Source organism: Roseovarius sp., assembly GCF_030373445.1.
In the GTDB taxonomy this organism is placed as follows: Bacteria; Pseudomonadota; Alphaproteobacteria; order Rhodobacterales; family Rhodobacteraceae; genus Roseovarius.
Map to the genome: position 1 here is coordinate 261436 of NZ_JAUCYU010000002.1, position 22296 is coordinate 283731.

The 22296-nt window shown below is 64.1% G+C and carries 20 protein-coding genes; 11 read left to right on the top strand and 9 right to left on the bottom strand.

The genetic code is table 11. From position 1 onward, the window contains the following. Positions 1-9 precede the first annotated feature (9 nt). The 7 genes from QUV18_RS04775 to QUV18_RS04805 all read left to right on the top strand — a co-directional run bounded on the left by QUV18_RS04775 (position 10) and on the right by QUV18_RS04805 (position 6536). Entirely contained in the window at positions 10-396 is a 387-nt protein-coding gene (locus QUV18_RS04775; RefSeq protein ID WP_300892290.1) for a carboxymuconolactone decarboxylase family protein, read from the top strand. An 81-nt stretch (positions 397-477) separates the two neighbouring features. Further along, positions 478-1308, top strand: a complete 831-nt coding sequence (locus tag QUV18_RS04780; RefSeq protein ID WP_300892291.1) for a 3-keto-5-aminohexanoate cleavage protein — start codon at positions 478-480, stop codon at positions 1306-1308. Beyond that, a complete protein-coding gene (locus QUV18_RS04785) occupies positions 1305-2390 on the top strand; it encodes a 3-carboxy-cis,cis-muconate cycloisomerase (RefSeq protein WP_300892292.1) in 1086 nt (361 codons plus the stop codon). Before QUV18_RS04780 ends, QUV18_RS04785 begins: the two co-directional genes overlap by 4 nt. A gap of 322 nt (positions 2391-2712) precedes the next feature. Next, positions 2713-3900, top strand: coding sequence for a porin (locus QUV18_RS04790; RefSeq protein WP_300892293.1), 1188 nt, complete (start codon positions 2713-2715; stop codon positions 3898-3900). Positions 3901-4010: 110 nt separating this feature from the next. Beyond that, complete coding sequence (locus QUV18_RS04795; protein ID WP_300892294.1) at positions 4011-4841, top strand: sulfotransferase domain-containing protein; 831 nt, start codon at positions 4011-4013, stop codon at positions 4839-4841. Next, positions 4838-5677 (top strand): sulfotransferase domain-containing protein, encoded by an 840-nt coding sequence (locus QUV18_RS04800; RefSeq protein WP_300892295.1) that lies wholly within the window; start codon positions 4838-4840, stop codon positions 5675-5677. Before QUV18_RS04795 ends, QUV18_RS04800 begins: the two co-directional genes overlap by 4 nt. Continuing rightward, positions 5670-6536: a sulfotransferase domain-containing protein gene (locus QUV18_RS04805; RefSeq protein WP_300892296.1), complete on the top strand. Its 867-nt coding sequence runs from the start codon at positions 5670-5672 to the stop codon at positions 6534-6536. The genes QUV18_RS04800 and QUV18_RS04805 overlap by 8 nt, the downstream gene beginning before the upstream one ends. A gap of 37 nt (positions 6537-6573) precedes the next feature. Here QUV18_RS04805 and QUV18_RS04810 read toward each other — a convergent pair whose 3' ends face one another. Further along, complete coding sequence (locus QUV18_RS04810; protein WP_300892297.1) at positions 6574-7716, bottom strand: TauD/TfdA family dioxygenase; 1143 nt, start codon at positions 7714-7716, stop codon at positions 6574-6576. A 470-nt stretch (positions 7717-8186) separates the two neighbouring features. Between QUV18_RS04810 and QUV18_RS04815 the strand changes: the two genes are divergently transcribed. After that, on the top strand, positions 8187-9098 hold the full coding sequence (locus QUV18_RS04815; RefSeq protein WP_300892298.1) for a LysR family transcriptional regulator: 912 nt from the start codon (positions 8187-8189) through the stop codon (positions 9096-9098). A 6-nt stretch (positions 9099-9104) separates the two neighbouring features. Here QUV18_RS04815 and QUV18_RS04820 read toward each other — a convergent pair whose 3' ends face one another. The 7 genes from QUV18_RS04820 to QUV18_RS04850 all read right to left on the bottom strand — a co-directional run bounded on the left by QUV18_RS04820 (position 9105) and on the right by QUV18_RS04850 (position 17782). Beyond that, positions 9105-10127: an ABC transporter ATP-binding protein gene (locus tag QUV18_RS04820; protein WP_300892299.1), complete on the bottom strand. Its 1023-nt coding sequence runs from the start codon at positions 10125-10127 to the stop codon at positions 9105-9107. Between the two features lie 21 nt (positions 10128-10148). Next, the gene (locus QUV18_RS04825; RefSeq protein ID WP_300892300.1) at positions 10149-11057 is read right to left on the bottom strand and encodes an ABC transporter permease; all 909 of its coding nucleotides are present in this window, start codon (positions 11055-11057) and stop codon (positions 10149-10151) included. Continuing rightward, the gene (locus QUV18_RS04830; protein ID WP_300892301.1) at positions 11054-12001 is read right to left on the bottom strand and encodes an ABC transporter permease; all 948 of its coding nucleotides are present in this window, start codon (positions 11999-12001) and stop codon (positions 11054-11056) included. The genes QUV18_RS04825 and QUV18_RS04830 overlap by 4 nt, the downstream gene beginning before the upstream one ends. Further along, complete coding sequence (locus QUV18_RS04835; protein WP_300892302.1) at positions 11998-13824, bottom strand: alpha/beta fold hydrolase; 1827 nt, start codon at positions 13822-13824, stop codon at positions 11998-12000. Before QUV18_RS04835 ends, QUV18_RS04830 begins: the two co-directional genes overlap by 4 nt. A gap of 2 nt (positions 13825-13826) precedes the next feature. Next, positions 13827-14840, bottom strand: a complete 1014-nt coding sequence (locus QUV18_RS04840; RefSeq protein WP_300892303.1) for a dipeptide ABC transporter ATP-binding protein — start codon at positions 14838-14840, stop codon at positions 13827-13829. A 74-nt stretch (positions 14841-14914) separates the two neighbouring features. Continuing rightward, positions 14915-16450, bottom strand: a complete 1536-nt coding sequence (locus QUV18_RS04845; RefSeq protein WP_300892304.1) for an ABC transporter substrate-binding protein — start codon at positions 16448-16450, stop codon at positions 14915-14917. Positions 16451-16474: 24 nt separating this feature from the next. Then, positions 16475-17782, bottom strand: coding sequence for a Zn-dependent hydrolase (locus tag QUV18_RS04850; RefSeq protein ID WP_300892305.1), 1308 nt, complete (start codon positions 17780-17782; stop codon positions 16475-16477). A gap of 462 nt (positions 17783-18244) precedes the next feature. On the opposite strand from QUV18_RS04850, the gene dusA reads away from it, so the two are divergent. After that, positions 18245-19261 (top strand): tRNA dihydrouridine(20/20a) synthase DusA, encoded by a 1017-nt coding sequence (gene dusA, locus QUV18_RS04855; RefSeq protein WP_300892306.1) that lies wholly within the window; start codon positions 18245-18247, stop codon positions 19259-19261. A gap of 7 nt (positions 19262-19268) precedes the next feature. On the opposite strand, the gene QUV18_RS04860 is transcribed toward dusA, so the two are convergent. Beyond that, on the bottom strand, positions 19269-20444 hold the full coding sequence (locus QUV18_RS04860) for a multidrug effflux MFS transporter (protein ID WP_300892307.1): 1176 nt from the start codon (positions 20442-20444) through the stop codon (positions 19269-19271). A gap of 166 nt (positions 20445-20610) precedes the next feature. Between QUV18_RS04860 and QUV18_RS04865 the strand changes: the two genes are divergently transcribed. Continuing rightward, the gene (locus tag QUV18_RS04865) at positions 20611-21435 is read left to right on the top strand and encodes a sulfite exporter TauE/SafE family protein (RefSeq protein WP_300892308.1); all 825 of its coding nucleotides are present in this window, start codon (positions 20611-20613) and stop codon (positions 21433-21435) included. Continuing rightward, positions 21429-22214: a hypothetical protein gene (locus QUV18_RS04870; protein WP_300892309.1), complete on the top strand. Its 786-nt coding sequence runs from the start codon at positions 21429-21431 to the stop codon at positions 22212-22214. The genes QUV18_RS04865 and QUV18_RS04870 overlap by 7 nt, the downstream gene beginning before the upstream one ends. The last annotated feature ends 82 nt before the right edge of the window (positions 22215-22296 follow it).

Below are 22296 nucleotides of genomic sequence, written 5' to 3' on the forward strand. Positions count from 1 at the left end.
GACCCTGACATGAGCACATTCGACGAAGACCTCTTCCTGAAAGGCCTCGAACAGCGCAAGGCGACGCTCGGCGCCGAATATGTCGAGAAGAACCTCGAAGCGGCCGACGATTTCACCCGGCCCTTCCAGGAGGCGATGACCGCCTGGTGCTGGGGTTTCGGCTGGGGCGACGACGTGATCGAGCCCAAGACCCGCTCGATGATGAACCTCGCCATGATCGGCGCGCTGGGCAAGATGCACGAATGGGAAATCCACTGCCGTGGCGCGCTGAACAACGGCGTCACCAAGGAGGAGATCCGCGCCATCATCCACGTGGTCGGCATCTATTGTGGCGTCCCGCAGTCGCTTGAATGCTTCCGCGTCGCGAAGAAGGTGCTCGAGGAGCAGGGCCTCTGACGAAACAGGATGCGGAACCGACGCGCTTGCGGGGCGGTCGCATAGGCCGTAATTCTTGCGCAAAGGCGAGGGGAGACCACCATGACCAACCCGTGCATCATCTGCGTGGCAATCACCGGCTCGGTGCCGCAGAAATCCGACAATCCGGCCGTGCCGATCACCGTCGAGGAACAGGTCGAGTCGACCCAAGAGGCGTTCGAGGCGGGCGCCGCCATTGCCCATTGTCACGTTCGCAACGACGACGGCACACCCACCTCCGATCCCGAGCGTTTCGCCCTGCTGAAGGAGGGGATCGAGAAACATTGCCCCGGCATGATCGTCCAGCTTTCCACCGGCGGCCGCTCTGGCGCGGGGCAGGCCCGTGGCGGCATGCTGCCGCTGAAACCCGATATGGCCTCACTCTCGGTGGGCTCGAACAACTTCCCCAGCCGCGTCTATGAAAACCCGCCCGATCTCGTCGACTGGCTGGCGGGCGAGATGCGCACCTACGAGGTCGTGCCGGAAATCGAGGCCTTCGATCTCAGCCACATCCTGCAAGCGATCCGCCTGCACGGCGAGGGCAAGCTCTACGGCCCGCTCTACGTCCAGTTCGTCATGGGCGTGAAGAACGCGATGCCTGCCGACAGGCAGGTGTTTGATTTCTATGTGGAAACGGTCAAGACGCGTGCGCCCGACGCGCAATGGTGCGCCGCCGGGATCGGGCCGAACCAGATCGTCGTGAACGAATGGGCCATCGCTGCAGGCGGCCACACCCGGACCGGGCTTGAGGACAACATCCGCCTCGATCGCGAGACGCTTGCGCCCTCCAACGCCGCGCTGGTCCAGCGCACCGTCGAGCTCTGCGGCAAGTACGACCGCCCTGTCGCCACGCCATCCGAGGCCCGCGCTCTCCTCGGCCTGAGGCCGGCTTGACCGGGGCCGAACCCGGTGGCTGGCTCGAGGCGGTCGCAGGCGACCCGCCGACCTCCGCGCGCCTTGCAGAGGCCCGCCGCCTGCAGGACATGCTGCGCGTCGAGGCCGCTTATTCCCGCGCCCTCGGCGCCGTGGGCCAGGTCACGCCGGAGATCGCCGATGCCGCCGCCTCGGCCATCGAAACCGCGCAGATCGACACGGCCCGTCTCGCCCAAGAGGCGGCAGAAGACGGGATGCCCGTCCCCTCGCTCTCCCGCCAGCTTCGCGCGGCCCTCCCCGGCGAGCTGCACGGGGCGCTGCACAAGGGCCTCACTTCGCAGGACGTGATGGATACTGCGCTCGTCCTCGCCCTGCGCGACATCCTCGATGACTTTGAAACCCGGCTAGACCGGGTCGACGCCGCCCTTGCGGATCTCGACGCACGTTTCGGCAATGCCCCCCTCATGGCCCGCACCCGGATGCAGGCGGCGCTTCCCGTCGCCGTTTCAGACCGGATCGCCCTCTGGCGCCGACCTTTGGCCGGGCACCGCGACCGCCTCGCCGAGCTCCGCCCCCGCCTCCTTCGCCTGCAACTGGGCGGCCCGGTGGGCACGCGCGGCACGTTTCACGGCCACGGCGACGTCATCGCCGGCCACATGGCCAAAGCGCTCGACCTCGGCAATCCCGAGACGGCCTGGCACACCGACCGCGCCCCGCTGGCAGAGCTTGGCGGCTGGCTCTCGATGGTCGCCGGCAGCCTCGGCAAGATGGGCCACGACATCGCCCTGATGACCCAGCAGGGCGTCGATGCCGCAAAGCTCAAGGGCGGCGGCTCCTCCTCGGCGATGGCCCACAAGGTCAACCCGGTGAGCGCCGAGCTCCTCGTCACGCTCGCCCGCTACACGGCCGTGCAACTGCCCGGACTGCACCTGGCGCTGGACCACGAACAGGAACGCTCGGGCATCTCGTGGACCCTCGAATGGCTCATCCTGCCGCCCATGCTGGTGGCCACCGGTGCGGCGCTGTCCCGCGCCGAGGTCCTGGCCCGCGCCATCGAAAGTATGGGAGACTCGCGGACCGAGGAGGGGCCAAGCGACCCCTGAAACCGATTCCGAAGGGCTTCGACTCGGTCCTGAAATTGCCACTTTTCGGCGCCCGGTGCGCCCTCTCCCAAGGGCACCTTCAAGTCCGGGGTAATACGGCTCAAGAACGCCGAAACCGGGATATTATAAGGAAAAAAGGGCCTTTCCGTGCCGGGCCCGCCGGATGTGTGTGATTATTACGTCACAACGCGGGCAACAACCGCGCCAAGGGGGGGGCTCGCGTTGACACCCGAGGGGTATTTGGACCATTCTATCTTCAAGCCGTCTCCAAGTACTGGTGCGGTGGAACTTGAAACTTTCCTGCTTACTAGGAGGGACAACCTTGAAAAAGCAACTTCTCTGCACCAGCGCGATCGCACTCGGCATCGCAGCTGCGCCGGCAGCAGCCCAGGAGTGGAACCTGGACTGGGGCGGCTACATGAACCAGCACGTTGCGTTCGGTGACATCTCGGACAACCTGGCCGTCTTCGGCGTTGGTGGTCAGGACTGGGAAGGCGATGGCCTTGACCTGCACCAGACCTCTGAGATCATCTTCACCCCGAACGTGACCCTCGACAACGGCCTGACCTTCGGCATCAACATCCAGCTCGAAGGTGAAAACGTTGGCGCACGGGTTGACGAAACCTACATGTCGATCAGCAGCGACACCTTCGGCCGCCTCGACCTGGGTGCTGAAAACTCGGCTGGTTACAAATCGATGGTTGGCGCCCCGAGCGTGACCTCGATGTACATCAACTCGCCCTCGACTTCGGCGTTCATTCCGTTCACCGGTTACGACGCTGCGCTCAGCGTTGCAGCAGGTACCGCGGTTAACATCGTGACCCTGCCGTTCCGTCAAGCCGGTATCTCGTCCTTCACCGAGGTTGGCGGCAACAACGACGTTCAGCGTATCACCTACTACACGCCGGACTTCAACGGCCTGACCGTTGGTGTGTCGTACGCTCCGCAAGGCGCCGTCAACGCGGCTTCGAGCTACAGCATCAACAAGAACGCCGTTCTGTCGGATATCTTCGACATCGGTGTGAACTACTCGAACTCGTTCGGTTCGACCGACATCACCCTGGCCGCTCGCTGGGGTACGGGTGAAACGCCGAGCCTTGCAGCTGGCGCGTCGGACTTCGAAACCTGGGGCGTTGGCTTCCAGGTCGGCTTCAACAACATCACCATCGGTGGTAGCTGGGCCGAGAACGACAACGACGAAACCCTCGTCACGACCGCAGTTGGCCTCGGCGACTCCGAAGGCTGGAGCTTTGGTGTCACCTACGACGCCGCTGGTCCCTGGGCCTTCGAAGCTCTGACGTACCAGTCGGAAACCGACCTCGTTGCAGGTGGTGTGCCGACCACGTTCAAAGTTGATCGTGAAGCCTACAAGATCGGCGCAAGCCGCACGCTTGGACCGGGCGTTGACTGGGATATCTACCTGGTTCACGAAACCCGCGACACGGCTGCGCTTCCGGGCACCGAAATCGAAGGCACCCTGCTGGGTACCGCGATCAACCTGAGCTTCTAAGAAGCTGAAAGGTTCGTCCTAGCGGGCGGGGGGGTGAATAATCCCCCCGCCTTGCGTCGTTTTACGACGCCTTGACTGTATTATTTGCAGGGCCGCACAGACGGGGTGACATGAAAAAGAGCATCGTCTGGCTGGCCTCATATCCGAAGTCCGGCAATACCTGGACGCGGATCTTCCTCGCCAACTATTTCGCGAATGAAGACAAGCCGCTGTCGATCAACGATGCAGACCGTTTTGGTTTTGGCGACAGCATCACGTCGATGTATCGCAAGGTTGCAGGTGGTCCGATCGACCCACGCAACAAGCGCCAGGTCCTCGACCTGCGGCCCCGACTTCTGAATGCTATCGCGTCGAACGGCGCGAACGTCAATTTCATCAAGACGCACAACGTCGACTCCCAGGTCTTCGGCGTCGACCTGATGCCGCCACAGCTGACCCGGGCGGCCGTCTACATCATTCGCAATCCACTCGATGTAGTCCTCTCATTCTCCCGCCACTTCGCGACAAGCCACGAAGACACGGTCGACCTGATGGGGCGGAGTGATTACGTGACCGAGGCCACCGACAAGCAGGTGACCGAGTACCGTGCCTCCTGGTCCGATCATGTCACGAGCTGGACCCAGGAAAAGCGTTTTCCCGTTCATGTCATGCGCTACGAGGACCTTCTGGCGGATCCCGTGACCGGTTTCAAGCGCATGCTCCGCGATACCGGCCTGCCGGTCGACGCGGGCAGGATAGAGAAGGCCGCGCGCTTTTCCAGCTTCGAGGAGGTCTCGAAACAGGAACAGGCTGGCGGCTTCAAGGAAACCTCCGATCTCTCCGAGCGCTTCTTCACTTCCGGCACCAGCGGCCAATGGCAAACCGAGCTTGCACCCGCACTGGCCAAGAAGATACGTAAGCAGCACCGGAAGATGATGAAGAAATACGGATACCTCGAATGAGCGCGCCCAAGAGCATCATATGGCTGGCCTCCTATCCCAAATCCGGCAACACCTGGACACGGATTTTCCTGGCCAACTACCTGATGAACGCCGACAAGCCGGTGCCGATCAACCAGGTGCACCGTTTCGGCATGGGTGATTCCATTCCGCGGATGTACCACATGGTTGCCGGCCGCCAGATCGACATCAGCGATTACCAGTTGACCCTGAAGCTGCGCGACAAGGTGTTGGGCGGCATCGTCGCGAACAAGGCCGACGTGAATTTCGTCAAGACCCACAACATCCGGGCCGAGGCTTTCGGCGTGACCCTGATCCCTGAGAGGTTCACCCGCTCGGCGATCTACATCATCCGCAACCCTTTGGATATGCTGATTTCTTTCGCTCGCCACTATGGTCTCGGCCACGCGGAAACCGCAGATGCCATCTCGAGCCCCGACCATTCCAACTCGGCCGACGGCTCGACCGTTACCCAGTTCCTCGGAAGCTGGTCCGAGCATGTGGAAAGCTGGACCACGAAATCCCCCTATCCGGTCTGCGTCCTGCGCTACGAGGACATGCTCGCCGACCCCGAGGTGAGCTTCGCGAAGGTGCTCGACCTCGTCGGCATTCCCAACGATCCCGAGCGCCTGAAGAAGGCCATCCGATTCTCCAGCTTCGACGAGCTTTCGAAGCAGGAGGAGGAGGGCGGCTTCGTCGAAAGCTCGCCTAAGAACGACCGGTTCTTCTCCAAGGGCCAAAGCAACCAGTGGCAGTCAGAGCTTGCGCCCGAGATCGTCGAACGGGTGAAGAAAGATCACCGTAAGATCATGAAAAAATACGGATATCTCGATGACTAACCTGCGCCGTATCATCTGGCTGGCCTCCTATCCGAAGTCCGGCAACACCTGGATGCGCAGCCTTCTGGCGCATTACTTCATGCCGCCGGGGCAGGCGCCCGACATCAACAACCTGCGCCGCTTCACCACGGCCGACATCCGGCAGGATTTCTTCGACGCCGCCAATGGCGCCCCGTTCTCCACCGACAGCGTCAGCGAATGGCTGCGCGTCCGCGACAAGGCGCTGCGCCTCATCGCCGGCTCCAAGCCCGGTACGCATTTCGTCAAGACCCACTGCCAGGCGGTGCAATACATGGGCCACCACCTGATCCCGCCCGACGTTACCGCCGGCGCGGTCTACATGCTGCGCAACCCGTTCGACCTCGCCCCCTCCTTCGCCCGCCACCAGAGCGCGGATATCGACACCGCCATCGACCGGATGATGAACCCCGAGACAATGATGGGCACCGATACCGGCATCCGCGATGCCCTCGGGCGTTGGGACACGCATATCGAAGCCTGGACGGGCGCGCCGGGCCTGCCGCGCCACGTGGTGCGCTACGAGGACATGCTCGACAAGCCGGCCAAGGTGATGCGCGGCCTGCTCGACTTCCTCAGCGTGAAACCCGACAGCGCCAAGCTCGCCAAGGCGATCAAGGCCACCACCTTCGAGGCAATGAAGAAACAGGAAGAGGCGCATGGCTTCTTCGAACGCCCCGCCGGGATGCAAGCCTTCTTCGCGAAGGGGCAGGCCGGCGTCTGGCGCGAGGATCTCACCCCGGCACAGGTCGGCCGCATCCGCGAGGCTTTCCTGCCCACGCTGGAAAAGTGGTATCCGGAGCTTCTGGAAGAAACCGCCGCCGTGGCCGCCGCGGGCTGAACCCAACCCGCGCCGGCCCCCGGTTCTTGCCGGCCGGCTATTCCGCCGCGGTTGCCACCGGCTGCCCGTCATGCCCGTTCACCGCCAACGTGCGATAGGTGCTCCACGTCGCGCCGCGATCGGTATAACACCCGCGCAGGTGACGCTCTCCGCTCTCGGCCGAGAATCCCTCCCGGCCATGAACGATCCGGTGATTGTCGAAAACGATACATTCCCCGGCATTCAGGCGGAACCGGCACACGAAACGCGGGTCCTGCATCATCCGGATGAACTTGCAGAAAGCCGGGTAATAGGCATCCAGCACCTCCTGGGGCAGGTCCATATCCTCCTGCAGGTGCTGGGAAATAGTCACGCCGGAAACATTGCCGCGCGCATCCAGCTCGATCACCTTCTGCCACGCCCGGTAATCCCAATCGTCATGACGGTAGAAAAACGGGATCTTGTGCGTCGACAGAAGCGCGAAGGCTTCCGGGTCTTCCTCGCGCAGCGCGCCGGCCACGGCGGCCCCGTCGAGGAACAGGCTGTAGCCGCCCTCAACCGTGTTGGCCCGGCAATGCAGGAACTGCACACCCGGCGCCATCTCCTCGCCCGGCAGGTCCGTGTGCATCTCAAGCGGCCCGGCCGTGAAGGCAAGGTTCGTCGGTTCGATCTCCAGCCGGACCTCGAAGTAATGCCCTTCGCCGGTGGGTGTGACGGGCCCGAGGCAATTGACCAGCCGCGTCAGGCTGTCGTCGCTGTTCTCCATGCCCGTAACAAGCGCCACGCCTTCCTCGATCAGCGCGCGCGACAGCCGCGCCCGGCCTTGGTCCGTGCCCTCGACCTCGGCCTGCGACATCCGCCGGAACTGAGCGTCATGACCGGCATACCAAAGCTGCCGGGGCAGGTCGGCCGGGTCGGGCCGTCTCCCATTGGCCACGAAAGCCTCCAGCCGGTCCAGCGGCAGGCGGGTCAAATGGTCCTCGTTCGCCCAGTCGATCTCGAGTGCGCCATTCGCGACCCGCGCACTCCGCGCGCGCGGCGCGGCCTTCAACGAGGTCACGTCGAAGACCCGCTCCCGCGTCTGCGGATCGATCGTCGTCGGATCGGCATCCCGCAGCCAGTGGTAGTTGAAATAGGTTTCACCGCCGCTGAGCGGTGCATAGAGTCCGTTGTCCGTCAGCTGGACCTCGGCTTGCGTCATGGTCGTCTCCGTCTGGTTCTGTCGTGGGTATGCAGGGGTGATCTGCCGGTTCGCGCGCCTCAGGCGGCTCGACCGGAGCAGTAGGATATGACTGGCCTTCCAGCGTGGTCGTGATTTGACTTGGGCATGTCCGGCACCCTGTTATGCGATTCCCCCATCTATCGCAGCCATGCCCCCGGCATTCAATCAATCGGCCCGACCGATGCAGGCAGTTGAACGTCCGGTCGGCAGGCTTGGTCCAAAACGCCCGGATCTTGTGCCCTGTGCGATCGGGCGGGTGTGCCCGACGCCCACCGCCGATCGTCGTGAGCAGCCGCAAGGGCGCAAGCCAATTGCCACCTTGGTCAAGAACGTGACATCCGTCACAATGGCGAAGACAGCGGGGCCCGATCGGTCAATTCCCCTGGGTCCAGCGGGCAATAGATGCAAAGAACACGGTCTCGAAACCAAGATGCAAGAGGGCGGTTGAGGTGAAACTCAGGGAACTGGAAGCGTTCGACGCGTACATGAAATACGGTACGATGAAGGCGGCGTCGGAAGAAATCGGCGTCAGCCAACCCATGATCTCCAGGCTGCTGAACACGCTCGAGGGCAAGCTTGGCTTCGCCCTGTTCGAGAAAAAGCGAAATCAGCTGAAACCCACGCCGGAGGCCCACCTGTATCACGCATCGGTCATGCGCCTGATCTCCCAGTTGAAGGAGACAACGCAGGACGCTGCCGCCATCGCCAAGAACCAGCTGGGCAACATCGTTCTCGCATCTCAGCCCACTTTCGTGGATACGTTCCTGCTCGATGCGATCCGGGCTTTCCATGAAAAACACCCCGACGTCGGGATCCGTGTCCTCGACGTCGGTATGCGGGAACTGCTCCGGACCCTCGACAAGAAGTATTGCGACGTCGCCCTCGGGATCACGCTCGAGACGGGGGCCTACAGCGCGCGCGTCCGAAAGCTCGCGCGGTGCGAGGCGCGGTGCATCATGCACCGCGACCATCCGCTCGCGAAGGAGGACAAGATCACGAAGGAGATGCTGCTCGATGAGGATTTCATCGATCTCATGCCGGACAGCCCCCTGCGCAAGCGCGTCGACGAGGTGATACAAACGGAAAGCAAGGACCGCCGGACCGTCGTGGAAATGGGCACCATGCGCGGAGCATGCGCCCTCGTGGATCGCGGGGTGGGGGTTGCCATCGTCGACCCGTTCGCCGAACTGCTTCTCGGCGGGACATCGGTCGTATCAAAAAGGCTTGTGCCGAGGATCGAGTGGGACCTCGTTTTCCTGACCCCCGATGATGCGCCGATCAGCCGGATATCGGAATCCATGTTCATGGAGATCCAGATGCAGGTGGCGCGCCTCAAGGGGCTGGGCATTCTCGAGGAGTGATCCCTATCACGCGATCACGGCCTCGGTACCGGCTTCGGGTGCGGTGCCCTCGGCGATGGCCTTCCAGTGCCAGCAGCGCACCTTGTGCCCACCGGTCGCCACCTCGAGCGTCGGGGCGTTGGACACGCATTTTCCGGTCCTGAAGGGGCAGCGCGCCGCGAAACGGCATCCTTCCGGAACATCGGTCAGCGACGGAACCTTCCCCTTGATGGTGTGAAGGTCGGCCTTGGGATCGCTTTCGATGGTAGGCATCGCCTGCATCAGCCCCTTGGTATACGGATGCAGGGGCGCTTCGAAAAGGCTTTCGACCGTGCTGTCCTCGATCACCTGGCCGAGGTACATGACGGCGACGCGGTCACATATCTCGGCGACGACGCCCATGTCGTGGGTTATGAAGATCACGCCCATGTCGAGATCGGATTTCATCTGGATGATCAGGTCCAGGATCTGGGCCTGGGTCGTGACGTCAAGCGCGGTGGTGGGCTCGTCCGCGATCAGCAGCTTGGGTTCGCACACCAGCGCCATGGCGATCATGATCCTCTGGCGCATCCCGCCGGACAATTCGTGCGGGTATTCTTTCAGCCGTTTGTCGGGAGAGGGGATGCCGGTGGAGGTGACCACCTTCAGGGCCGTTTCGGCCGCCGCCTTGCGGCTGTACCGGCCATGGGCCTGCAGCGCCTCGATGATCTGATCGCCGACGGTGTAGAGCGGGTTCAGCGAACTGGTGGTGTCCTGGAAGATCATCGAGATGTCCTTGCCGCGGATCCGCGCAAGCTTGTCTTCGCCGAGGGCAAGAAGGTTCTCGCCGTCGAAGATGATCTCTCCCTCGAAGTCGGTGATATCCGGGTTGAGAAGCTGCATGATCGCCTCGGACGTGACGCTCTTGCCGCAGCCCGATTCACCGACGACGCCGAGAACCTCGTTGCGGTCCACGTGGAACGACACGTCATCCACCGCGGTGACACGGCCCTTCTCGGTGTGGAAATGCGTCCGAAGGTTGCGGACATCGATGACGTGAGACTCGGACATGACGGGTCCCTTTCGTTCGGGTTAGCGTTTGGACACGGCCTTGTTCGTGTGCGGGTCGAGGAAGTCTCGCAGGCCGTCACCCAGGATGTTCTGTCCCAGCACGATCCCAATGATTATCGCACCGGGAAAGACGGTCATCCACCACGCGGAGGTGATCACGTTCTTCCCGTCGTAGAGGATGTTGCCGAGGCTCGGATGCGGCGCCGGGATGCCCACGCCGAGAAAGCTCAGCATCGCCTCGGTAATGATCGAGACCGCGAAGACGAAGCTGGCCTGCACGATCAGCGACGAGACGGTGTTCGGGAAGATGTGTCGCCAGATGATCCGGGTCGTGCTCGAACCGAGCGCGTGAAGTGCTTCGATATAGGGCTGTTCCTTTACGACCAGCGCGTTCGACCGCACCACGCGCGCGATCAGCGGCGTGTAGACGACCACCAGCGTCAGGATCACGTTTTGCGTCGTGGGCCCGAACACGGCGATGACGGAGATCGCCAGAAGGATCGCGGGGAAGGCCATGAGGCCGTCGGTGATGCGCATCAGGAGATGGTCGAGCGGCTTGAAATAGGCCGAGTAGAGGCCGATCGTCACGCCAATCACCGATGACAGCAATGCCACGCTGAACCCGATCAGAAGCGAGGCCCGCGTGCCGTAGAGAACCCTGACATAGATGTCCCGCCCGAAATTGTCGGTGCCCATCCAGTGTTCCCGCGACGGCGGCTTCAGCCGGTCGATCGGGTTGACCTTGAGCGGTTCATGCTGGGTTATCAAGGGGCCCAGGAAAGCGATCAAGCATATCACGACGGTCAGGCCAAGACCGCAGACCGCCAGCCTGTTCGCCATGAAACGCCTGATCATCAGGCTGCGCTGCTCACGCTTCAGCCGGTTCTCGGCGGCCTTGAGCTCTTTGGGCGTCTGGGTGGTGTCGGTCATTGGTCAAGCCTCACTCGGGGGTCAACGATCCCGTAGATCAGGTCGATGATGAGGTTTATCAGCACGTAGCCGAAGGCCACGAGCAGCACCGTGCCCTGGATCACCGGGAAATCGCGCCGCTCGACGGAGTTGACGATGAGTTGCCCAAGGCCGGGGATGTTGAAGACGAACTCCACGACGACGGCGCCGGCGATCAGCGTCGTGAAGGTCTGGCCGATGATCTCGAGGATGGGGATGAAGGCGTTGCGAAGCGTATGCTTGATGACGATGGCGGCGCGTGGCAGGCCCTTGGCGCGGGCGGTCTTCACATAGGCGTTGTTCATCACCTCGAGCATTGCCGACCGGGTGATCCGGGTGATGAGCGCCGCCTGGATGAACCCGAGCGAGATGGCTGGCAGCAGCAAAAATTCCAGGTGGGTGAGCAGGCCTTCCGACAGGGGCGCGTAGCCCGCCACCGGAAGCCAGTTGAGGAACACGGCAAAGAACAGGATCAGAAGCAGACCCATCAGGAAACTGGGAACCGATATGCCGACAAGGGCAAAGCTCATCAGCGCGCCGTCGACCGCCTTGCCGCGGTGGAGCGCGGCGAAAACGCCCATCGGCAGCGCGACGGCTATGCCGATGATCTGGGCGAAGATCGCAAGGGAGAGGGTAGGGCGGAAGTAATCCAGAAAGACCTCGGTGACCGGCGTGCCGTTATAGAGGGAACTGCCCAGGTCACCGGTCAGGGCGTTGCCCAGCCACAGGAAGAACTGCTGTGGAATCGGTTGGTTCAGGCCCAGCTCCTCGCGCAAGCGATCGACATCTGCAGCCGAGGCGTCGGGCCCGAGGATGACACTGGCCGGGTCGCCTGGCGACAGGTGCACGAGGGCGAAGACCACCACGGCCACGACCCCGAGGACAGGGATGAGGGACAGGACTCGCTTGACGATGTAAGTGATCATGGGGCCTCCGTTCCGGAGTGGGTGTGCGCGTGATGTTCGCGGGTTGCGCCGCTCGCCGGGAAATGGCCGCCGACGAAGTCGACAATGGCGCGGGCCGCGACCTCGGTCGATGTGCGCCTGGTCAGGAAATGGCCTTCGCCCGCGATCCACTGGAGTTTGCAGCACTTGCCCGCGGCGTTCACGGCCCGCGCCATCGCCGCGCTTTCGGAGACGGGCACGCGCGTGTCGCGATCGCCATGCAGGACGAGCAGCGGGGTCCGGATATCGCCGGCCCGGTTCAGCGGCGCGATGCGATCGAAGAACTCGGCATGGGTGGCTGGGTCGCCGTATTCCATCGCGCGAAGCCTGCGCCGCCAGGCGGGCGCCGTGTCCAGGAAATTGCCGAGATGGGACATGCCCGCGATATCCACCGCGCAGGACCAGAGGTCGGGGTGATGCGCTATGGCCATCAGCGTCATGAAGCCGCCGTAGCTGTGGCCCATGATGCCGATCCCTTTGGCGGCCGGCGCGTAGTTTGCCCGGACATGCTCCCGCAGGGCGATCACGTCGGCCAGGGCGTCGAGCCGCTTCACCCCGTCATCGAGCCCGATGAAATCCCGCCCGTAACCCTCGCTACCGCGGATGTTCGGGGCAATGACCATCACGCCACTCTCGACCAGGGCTTCGAGGATCGCGGAATGCGACCGCTCGAACAGGCTTTCCGGCCCCCCGTGGAGGTAGATCATCGCCTGGCCGGATTCTTCACCGCCCATGACGACAAATTCGATTTCCCGGCCATCGAAGGAGGGGAAGCGGTCGACCCTTTCGGTGCGCACCCCCGACGCCGCGTTGCAGGCAGGTGGCGTTTCAGGCGGTTTATCCAGCGCAACGACATGGGCCTCTGGCGGGGTGAAGGGCCCGGAGGTCACGGTCAGCAGATCACCTTCTCCGACGAAGCACATCGAATGAACGTGAACCGGAAACTGCGTGACGATTTTCACGTCATCGGCGGCGTCCATGGTGATGGTGACGAGGTCCGCCGCACAATCCCTCGTCAGGGTCACGGCAATGCGGCCTGTTTCAGGGTGCAAGCAGAAGGCCTGAACATCCTGGCCGGGCCTTTCCAGAACGGTCCGCACCAGTCCGGTATCCAGGTTCAGCGTATGGAGGCCGATCCTCTCCCCGCCGAGATCACCTGTAAATATGACCGTATCATCGGCGGCGCGGCCAACCTGCCCGATCCGGCCGGCCCCCTCGGCGAGGGTGGTCAGCGCCAGGGAAGCCTCGTCGAAAATGGCAAGGCGCCGGTCGATATTCGTCTGCTCTTCGAGCAGCAGGAGGCGACCGGGGGACAGGTGCAGCACTGGTGTCAGCACCGCATCGGTGGCAAAAAGCTCGCGGCTCCCGCCGGTCGACGTGTCGGCCTGCATGATGCGATGGCGGGTCTGCGACGCGGTGTTCGCGACATAGAACCCCATCCCGTCGAACAGCCCACCGCCGAAATAATGATAGGTATCGTCGGCCTCTGCCAAGGGGCGCAGCGTGCCATCGTGCTCCAGGAGAAAGAGCTGCTCCCGCTCCGTCAAAACCGGGTCGCAGGCGAGGACCGCCCTGACGATCGGATCCTCCACCAGCCAGAACCGGGCGACATTGAGCTCCGGTCCGGTCAGCGCCGTGCGCTGTCCGGTCTTCGGGTCGCAACACCAAAGCCCGGTCGGCCCAGCTTCGTTGCCGAGGTAGAGGACCACATGCGCCGCCTTGTCCCACGCCACGGAATGCAGGCGCGTGTGCCGGGAGCCGGACCTGTCCTTCAGCGCGAGCGGAGTGGCGGCATGGTGGAACATGGTCACACGCTCTCTTCGTAGAGATGGCAGGCCGTCTTGTGCGTGCCGGAAATCGTGCGCGGTTCCGGCACGACCTTGCGGCAAATGTCCATCGCGTGCGGGCAGCGTGTATGAAAGCAGCACCCGCTCGGCGGGTCGAGCGGCGAGGGCACTTCGCCCGTCAGCTTGATCCGCTGCTTCTCGACCCGCGGGTTGGTCTTGGGCAGCGCCGAGATCAGCGCCTGCGTGTAGGGGTGCTTCGGCGCCTCGAACAGCTCTTCGGCGGTGGCGACCTCCACGAGGTTGCCGAGATACATCACACCGATCCTGTCCGAGATGTACTTCACCACGCCCAGGTCGTGCGAAATGAACAGGTAGGAGAGGTTGAATTCCTTCCGGATGCGTTTCATCAGGTTCAGGACCTGCGCCTGGATCGACACGTCGAGCGCCGAGACCGTCTCGTCGCAGACCACCACCTTGGGGGTGAGCGAGAGGGCCCGGGCAAGGTTGATCCTTTGCCGCTGGCCACCGGAAAACTCGTGCGGGAAGCGGAAGTAGTGCTCGCTCGACAGGCCGACGGTTTCCAGCAGGTCGATCACGCGGTCGGTGCGTTCCCGGCGGCTGCCGATGCCGTGGATGGCCATCGCCTCCTCGAGGATCGACCCCACGCGCATCTTCGGATTGAGCGACGAATAGGGATCCTGGAACACCATCTGGAGTTCCCGGCGATACTTGCCGAACTCGGCCTGAGACGTCTCGAAAATATTCTTGTTGCGGTAATAGCACGCGCCATCCGTCGGCTCGATCAGCCGCAACAGCGTACGCCCCAGGGTGCTTTTCCCGCAGCCGGACTCCCCGACGAGTCCGAATGTTTCGCCTTCCATGAGGTCGAACGACACCCCGTTCACGGCCTTCACGTAGGCGTTGGGCTTGAAAAAGCCCCGCCGAACCGGGAAGTGCTGCCGGATGTCGGTGGCACGCAACAGCGGTTCCGCAGTGGCTTGCGGGCTGACTTCACCTGTGGCGGCTTGCGACATGAGGCTTTCCTTCACGGTTGCTTGCGGGGGCGGGGCGATCCCGGCGGAACCGCCCCGCGCCGTCTCTCTTCCGCCTACTCGGCGACCGACAGGTTCGACAGGATGATGTTGTTGGAGACGGTGAACCCTTCGATCTCTGCCGAAAGACCGTGCAGCGGCTTGTAGTTACCGTAGCGGATGTAGGTCGTGTACTCCATCAACTCGGCCTGCATCTCCGTGAACAGCTCTAGCGCCTTGTCCTGATCCTCGGTCACCCGGATCTCCTCGATCAGGCGGTCGACTTCGGGGCTGTCCGTCCAGCCGGCATACTCGTTGCGCGAATGCAGGAAGATGGCGTTGATCGGCGTCGGCTCGAACGTGAACTCCGAGGCGAACATGTCCCAGGCTTCCGGGTCCGAGCGGTGTTCGAGAAGGGTGGCCCAGTCGTACTCGGCCAGCTTCACGTTCAACCCGACTTCCTGAAGCTGCTGCTGCACGATGACGGCCGCGTAGAAGTGCAGCGGATAGGCGCGCGTCACGAGGAAGGTCAGCTCTTCGCCGTCATAGGAGGATTCCTCGATCAGCTTGCGGGCCTTCTCGGCATCGTCCTGGTTGTAGTATTCCGCACCGGCGTCGTTGTACCAGAGTACCTGGTTCGGCGAGGCGAGCGAATGCTCGAGCGAATAGAACTTCTCGTTGCCCAGGGCGCCGTAGAGGATCTCGTTCATGTCGAGCGCCGCGGCGACGGCCTGGCGCAGCTTGATGTCGGTGAACGGCCCGCTCTTCTTGTTGAAGAACATGCCGAGGAAGGCATAATCCTCGGCGTAGATCTTCAGGTCGTCCGAGTTGAGCAGCTGGTCGGCATTGTCATGCGGCAGGCGCAGGGCAATGTCGTACTGGCCCGACCGCAGGCCCGACACGCGGGTCGAATCGTCCGTCACGATTTCCATGTAGACGTCATCGACGCCCGGGTTCTTCGATCCGGCAAGCCCGTTCGGCTCCGTGTCGACGGAGCTGTAATCCTCGAACTTGGCAAGGTGCATCTCCTGGTCGGTGTCCCAGTTGGCCACCTCGTAAGGCCCGGTGCCCACGTATTCGGTCACGCCCTGGGCCGGGGCGTTCTCGATGATTTCCTGCGGCATGATCCCGGCGAATTGCATCGGGTTGCCGATGACCGACAGGGTCAGCGGAGCGGCCTCGGCCAGCTTGAGTTCGAGCGTCAGGTCGTCGACCTTTTCGAACGTTGCGTCCGACAGCGTGCCGCGTGCGAGGATGGATTTCTCCTTCCAGCGGTTCATCGAGGCCACGGCATCGTCGGCCGTCAGCGGCTCGCCGTTGTGAAATGTGATCCCCTCGCGCAGCGTGATCGTGTAGGTCTTGCCGTCTTCGCTGACCTCGATCGACTCGGCCAGCACGAGCTCCGGCTCGTAATCCGCATTGAGCGTCACCAGCGGCTCGAAGATCTGGGCGGCGAAGTCCATCGTCGAATAGGCCGTCGACATGTGGGGGTCGATCGTCGGCGGAATGGTGTCATACGCGATGCGCACTTCCGTCCGGTCCTGGGCCTGCGCACCGGCCGCCATCAGGGCGACCGCCACGATGGCGGCAGATGTCTTGAGTTTGTTCAGCATTGTCTTCTCCTCTGTTGAGATTCCTTACGATTTTCCCGGCACGGCCCCTTTCGGTGCCGTGCCATCCAGTGCCAGCAGCGCCCGGGTCAGAACGCGGGCGCCGTTAAGCGCGTCTTCCATGGTGATGCTCTCTTCCGGACAGTGGCTGCGACCATCGAGGCAGGGCACGAAAAGCATCCCCGTCGGGCAGAGCCGCGCCATGTGCGCCGCGTCGTGACCGGCCCCGCTGGGCATTTTCATCGAACTGAAACCAAGCTCGGCAGCCGATGCGGCCAGCGTGTCGACGATCGGTTCCGCACAGTCGGTGGGGTGTGTCGCGCTGAGGCGGCGCACCTCGATCTGCAACGCGTCCTGCCGGCAGACCGCCTCTTCCGCCCAACCGAGCAGGGGATCGAGAAAGCCGGCCAGCCTGTCTTCGCTGTCGCTCCGGACTTCGAGTGTCAGGCGGGCTTCCCCCGGAACGGCATTCGCGGCATCAGGGCGCACGCTGATCTTGCCCACCGTGGCCACGAGATAGCCGTTCGAGGCTTGCAGCTCACGCGCCTGCGCGTTCACGCGCTCGACGATCCGCGAAGCGCCGACAAGGGCATCCTGGCGCAGGTTCATGGGGGTCGTACCCGAATGGTCGGCCCGGCCGGTGACCACGATCTCGTACCGCCGGATGCCGACGATATTCGTGACCACGCCGATCTGCGTGCCGGTGGATTCGAGCACCCGGCCCTGTTCGATATGCAATTCGAGGAACCCGGCCAACTCTTCCTTGCCGCGCAGGGGGCCTTCGAGCTTCTCCGGGGCGCCGCCCGCCCGCCGGATGGCCTCGCCCAGCCGTTCGCCCGAAGGGTTGGTATATTCCAGAAGGTCGGTTGGAAGGTTGCCGGACATGGCCCGGCTGCCGACACAGGAAACGCCGTAGTCGCTTGGTTCCTCGGAGAGGAAGTCGATCACCTCGATCGTGTGGCCGGGCTGTTTGCCGCTTTCGGCGATGGCTTGCGCGGCTTCCAGCGCGGCGACCACGCCCAGGATACCATCATACCTGCCACCGTCGACGACGGTGTCGATATGGCTGCCGCTGGCCAGGATGCCGTGCGCCGGTTCCCGTCCCTCCAGCGTGCCGATCAGGTTGCCCCCCGCATCGACGCGGGTGGTCAGGCCGGCGAGGGCCATTTCGTTCTGCAGCCAGTCCCTTGCGGCCGCGTATCTTTCGGTGAACGCGCGGCGCGTCCAGGGGCGCCCGGGCACGGTAAACTCCGACAGCCTGTCCAGCCTCATCTGCAATCGGTCTTCCCTGAGCTTCATCTGCCAGTACGTGTCCTGTCCTGCTCGCCCCGGCATGCCTGGGGCACCCTCCCGAATAGCCCGCCGAGGGGCATTCATTTCCGCCCAGCCCGGTGAGCCACATGCTCTGGGCCGGCATTTCCCCGAAGCCTCATTACGAATCTTCGGACCCGTCGAACCTCTTTCAGAATGCAATTGTTGTCAAATTTTTTATCTTTATTTACATTTAGTTATACTGAGATTGACCGATGTTGATACTATGGCAGAAACGCGGGGGGCATGCTGACCCGTGACGATGCACGTGATTTGGCGGAAGACAGGACGTTGCCCAGACGTCTGGCAACCTCCCCGACCTCGGGCCATGTCTGCCGCCGTGACAGGAGGTCGGGGGTATGGCGACGCTCCGGGGGGCTTGCCAATCACGATGCCAGGACGTAGCAACGCGGCTTGCAGGATTAGGCGGAACCCGGTGCAAGCGCCCACCGGTCCCGGTTCCGGAAATTTGCGACCAGCGGCTTAATGGTGATCGGTATCAACAACGTCATGCCTCGCGAAGCTTCACGTCTCTCCGTCGCCCCGATGATGGACTGGACGGACCGGCACTGCCGCTACCTCCACCGGCAACTGTCGTCGCGCGCGCTGCTCTATACCGAGATGGTCACAGCCCCGGCGCTCGTGCGGGGCGGGGCCGTGCACCTGCTCGATTTCTCGCCCGAGGAACATCCTGTCGCCCTGCAACTCGGTGGCTCAGACCCGGACGAACTGGCCGAAGCCGCGCGCATGGGGGCCGAGGCCGGCTATGACGAGATCAACCTCAATGTCGGCTGCCCCTCCGACCGCGTGCAATCCGGCACCTTCGGCGCGGTACTGATGAAAGAGCCGGCGCTGGTTGCCGAGTGCTGCGCCGCCATGATCGCGGCCACCGATGTCGAGGTCACCGTCAAATGCCGCATCGGTGTCGACGATCAGGACCCCGAACAGGTGCTCCCCGAATTCCTCGCCCGCGTCGCGGCTGCCGGTGTCGAACGCTTCACGATCCACGCCCGCAAGGCCTGGCTGCAAGGCTTGTCGCCCAAGGAAAACCGCGACATTCCCCCGCTCGACTATGCCCTCGTCCAGCGGATGAAGGGCCTCTTCCCGGCGCTGCACCTCTCCGTGAACGGCGGCATTTCCACCCTGTCCGAGGCGAAGACCTTTCTCGATGCGGGGATGGATGGCGTCATGCTCGGCCGCGCCGCCTATCACAACCCGGCCGATATCCTCGGCCCGGCCGACCGTGTGGTCTTCGGCGAGGAGACCCCGGACCGCACGCCCGAAGACGCGGTTCGCGCCATGCAGCCATATATCGAGAACCACCTGGCCCGGGGCGGCAAGCTCCACCAGGTCACCCGCCACATGCTGGGCCTCTTCACCGGCCGCCCCGGTGCCCGCGCGTGGCGCCGAGTCCTGTCCGAAGGCGCCACGCGGCCGGGGGCCGACTACGCCCTCGTAGAGGAGGCGCTCTTCCAGGTCACCGGCGCACCCGTGGCGGGGTAGGGGCTGCTCAGGCGTATTGCTCCCGCGGCAGCATCAGCATCGTCAACGCCGTCGCGATCACCCCGCACAGGGCAATCGCCGCCAGCATTGGCAGGGCAGTCCCGTCGAAGAACGGTCCCGCCGCCACGATCATCAGCCCGCCCGCCAGCATCTGCAGCGTGCCCCCCAGCGACGAGGCCAGCCCGGCGATATCGCCGTGATCGTCCAGCGCCAGCACCATCGACGTCGGGATCACCACGCCGAGGCAGGCATTGGCACAGAACAGCCCCGCCACCACCAACGGCAACGTCGTCCCCACGGTCAGTGCCACGACCACCAGCGCCAGCGTGAACAGCGTGAACCCCGTCACGCCCCGCCGAATAAGCCGCCGCATCCCCATCTTCGCCCCCAGCCACGACGCCAGCTGCGACGCGGTAAAGAACCCGATCGCGTTGAGCGCGAAGGCCACGGAGAAGCCGGTCGGCGACAGCCCGAACTGCTCGACATAGACGAACGGCGCCGAGGCGAGGAAGACGAAGAAACTCGCCATCCCGAACCCGCCGATCAACGTCACGCCCATGAAGCCCGGATCGAACAGCAACACCCGGCTCCCCTGCAGCATCGAACGCACCGAGATCCTCACCCTTTGCTCCTTTGGCAGTGTCTCGGGTTGCGCCAGCAGCGTCAGCACTGCCGACAACACGCCCAACCCTGCCAACACGAAGAACACCGCCCGCCAGCCGGAAATCGCCATGATCCCGCTGCCCGCCAGCGGCGCCAGCATGGGCGAGATCGCGATCACCAGCATGATCATTGCCATCAGCTTCGTCGCCTCGACCCCGGTATACTGGTCGCGGATGATCGCCCGCGGCACCACCATCAGCGCGGCCCCGCCCAGCCCCTGCAATGCCCGCCACGCCACCAGCGCCTCGGCCGATCCGGCCAGCGCCGAGCCGAGCGCACCGACCACGAATATCCCCAGCCCCAGGAAGATCGGCAGCCGCCGCCCGGCCTGGTCGGCCAGAGGGCCGTAAACAAGCTGCGCCACGCCAAAGGCGATGAAATACCCCGTCAGCGTCATCTGCACGGCCGTCTCTGACGTGCCGAATTCCTCGGCAATCCGCGGCATCGCCGGAAGATACATATCGATCGCCGCAGGCCCGACCAGCGCCAGCAGGCCGAGCACCAACCCGGTTCGTAACATGGGGTGTCCTTTCACAAACGCGGCCCGTAACCCGGCCGCCCGTCGCGCGCCGGAAACCTAGAAGCCGGTTTCGCAAAAGGCAATGCCGGGATTCCCGCTTGCCGCCGGGGCGCATTTCCGCTCAACATGGCGCCCGCGATCCGCCGCCAATTCAAGGATATCCCCCATGCCCGATACCATGCTGCTCCTCCAGATGCTGGCGCTTCTGCTGGTGATCGGCGGCTTTGCAGGCGTCCTTGCCGGCCTGCTGGGCGTGGGGGGTGGCATCGTGCTGGTGCCGGCATTCTTCTACGCGTTCCAGACCCTTGGCTACGACGGCCCGCAACTCATGCAGATCTGCCTCGCCACGTCGCTGGCCACGATCATCGTCACCTCCATCCGCTCGGTGCTCAGCCACAACAAGAAAGGCGCCGTCGACTGGCACATTCTCAAGACCTGGATGCCCGGCATCGTCATCGGTGCTATCGCCGGCGTGATGGTCGCGGCCTCCCTGCGCTCGACCGTGCTGCAGGGGGTCTTCGGCGTGCTCGGCATCGTCATCGGCCTCTACCTCGGCCTCGGCCGGTCGGAGTGGCGCCTCGGCCCGGCCATGCCCCGCGGCGTCACCCGTGGGCTGCTCTCGCCGGTCCTTGGCTTCCTTTCGGTGCTGATGGGCATCGGCGGCGGCAGCTTTGGCGTGCCGTTGATGAGCCTCTACGGCGTACCCATCCACCGCGCCGTGGCCACCGCGGCGGGCTTCGGCGTAACCATCGCGGTGCCCTCGGTCATCGGCTTCCTGTTCCTCACCATCGCCCCCGAAAACCGCCCGCCGCTCACCTTCGGCGCGGTCAACCTCGTGGCCTTCGTCGTGGTCATCGCCATGACCCTCATCACGGCCCCCTGGGGCGTGAAACTGGCCCACGCGATGGACCCCAAGCCGCTCAAGCGCGTCTTCGCGGTGTTCCTGCTGCTGGTGGCGGTCAATATGCTGCGCAAAGCGCTCGGATGGTAGACCAGCTCCTCGACAAGGGCTGGGTCAAGTTCCCCGCCGAGCCGGCGGTGCGCGACTGGGCGGCCTCGGCCCTTCAGGTGGCGCGCGAACAGGTTCGAGATCCGGCCCTCAAGGCACGCTGGCTCACCTGCGAAGGCACGTGGTTCGTGGGCGTCGACGCTCTGCCTAACGACGCCTCGGGCGACGCGGGCGGCGGTCCCCTTGCCGGAGAAGCCCACGAGGCGGCCAGGGCGCTCTACGGCACCCTGCCGCTTCACCGCGCGCAGGTCTCCGTGGTCTACCCGGGCTACCCCCGTCCGCGCGAAGGCGAAAGCGACACCGCCTTCCGCTACCGCCTCAACCGCGACGCGGCCCATGTCGACGGCTTCCACGCCACCGGCCCCGACCGCCGGCGCATGCTCAAGGAACGCCACGCCTATATCCTCGGCCTGCCGTTGACCGAATGCAGCGCCGGCGCGGCGCCGATGACCTTGTGGGAAGGCAGTCATCACGTCATGCGCGCGGCCTTTGCCAAGGCGCTGAAGGACATCTCCGAAGCCGATTGGGCCGACACCGACCTGACGGAGATTTACAAGGCCACCCGCCGCGAGGTCTTCGACACCTGCCGCCGTATCACGCTGCCCGCGAAGCCGGGCGAGGCCTATCTTGTCCATCGCCTTGCCCTGCACGGCGTCGCGCCCTGGCAGGAGGGCGCCACCGCCCCGCCCGACGGGCGGATGATCGCCTATTTCCGCCCCGAGCTTGCCGGCGGCAGCCGCGACTGGCTCGAACTGCCCTGAGCGAAAAGTGGGGGGCGCTGCCCCCGTCGCCGCACGCGGCGACTCCCCCGGGATACTTCCGGCCAGAAGAAGCACGCGTCCT

Excerpts from the sequence above, each read along its gene's own strand:
- QUV18_RS04860 (WP_300892307.1), bottom strand. The coding sequence starts at position 20,444 with ATGTTACGAACCGGGTTGGTGCTCGGCCTGCTGGCGCTGGTCGGGCCT.
- QUV18_RS04795 (WP_300892294.1), top strand. The coding sequence starts at position 4,011 with ATGAAAAAGAGCATCGTCTGGCTGGCCTCATATCCGAAGTCCGGCAAT.
- QUV18_RS04780 (WP_300892291.1), top strand. The coding sequence starts at position 478 with ATGACCAACCCGTGCATCATCTGCGTGGCAATCACCGGCTCGGTGCCG.
- QUV18_RS04805 (WP_300892296.1), top strand. The coding sequence starts at position 5,670 with ATGACTAACCTGCGCCGTATCATCTGGCTGGCCTCCTATCCGAAGTCC.
- QUV18_RS04870 (WP_300892309.1), top strand. The coding sequence starts at position 21,429 with ATGGTAGACCAGCTCCTCGACAAGGGCTGGGTCAAGTTCCCCGCCGAG.
- QUV18_RS04810 (WP_300892297.1), bottom strand. The coding sequence starts at position 7,716 with ATGACGCAAGCCGAGGTCCAGCTGACGGACAACGGACTCTATGCACCG.
- QUV18_RS04830 (WP_300892301.1), bottom strand. The coding sequence starts at position 12,001 with ATGATCACTTACATCGTCAAGCGAGTCCTGTCCCTCATCCCTGTCCTC.
- QUV18_RS04825 (WP_300892300.1), bottom strand. The coding sequence starts at position 11,057 with ATGACCGACACCACCCAGACGCCCAAAGAGCTCAAGGCCGCCGAGAAC.
- QUV18_RS04845 (WP_300892304.1), bottom strand. The coding sequence starts at position 16,450 with ATGCTGAACAAACTCAAGACATCTGCCGCCATCGTGGCGGTCGCCCTG.
- QUV18_RS04865 (WP_300892308.1), top strand. The coding sequence starts at position 20,611 with ATGCCCGATACCATGCTGCTCCTCCAGATGCTGGCGCTTCTGCTGGTG.
- QUV18_RS04850 (WP_300892305.1), bottom strand. The coding sequence starts at position 17,782 with ATGCCGGGGCGAGCAGGACAGGACACGTACTGGCAGATGAAGCTCAGG.
- QUV18_RS04840 (WP_300892303.1), bottom strand. The coding sequence starts at position 14,840 with ATGTCGCAAGCCGCCACAGGTGAAGTCAGCCCGCAAGCCACTGCGGAA.
- QUV18_RS04820 (WP_300892299.1), bottom strand. The coding sequence starts at position 10,127 with ATGTCCGAGTCTCACGTCATCGATGTCCGCAACCTTCGGACGCATTTC.
- dusA (WP_300892306.1), top strand. The coding sequence starts at position 18,245 with ATGGTGATCGGTATCAACAACGTCATGCCTCGCGAAGCTTCACGTCTC.
- QUV18_RS04835 (WP_300892302.1), bottom strand. The coding sequence starts at position 13,824 with ATGTTCCACCATGCCGCCACTCCGCTCGCGCTGAAGGACAGGTCCGGC.
- QUV18_RS04800 (WP_300892295.1), top strand. The coding sequence starts at position 4,838 with ATGAGCGCGCCCAAGAGCATCATATGGCTGGCCTCCTATCCCAAATCC.
- QUV18_RS04775 (WP_300892290.1), top strand. The coding sequence starts at position 10 with ATGAGCACATTCGACGAAGACCTCTTCCTGAAAGGCCTCGAACAGCGC.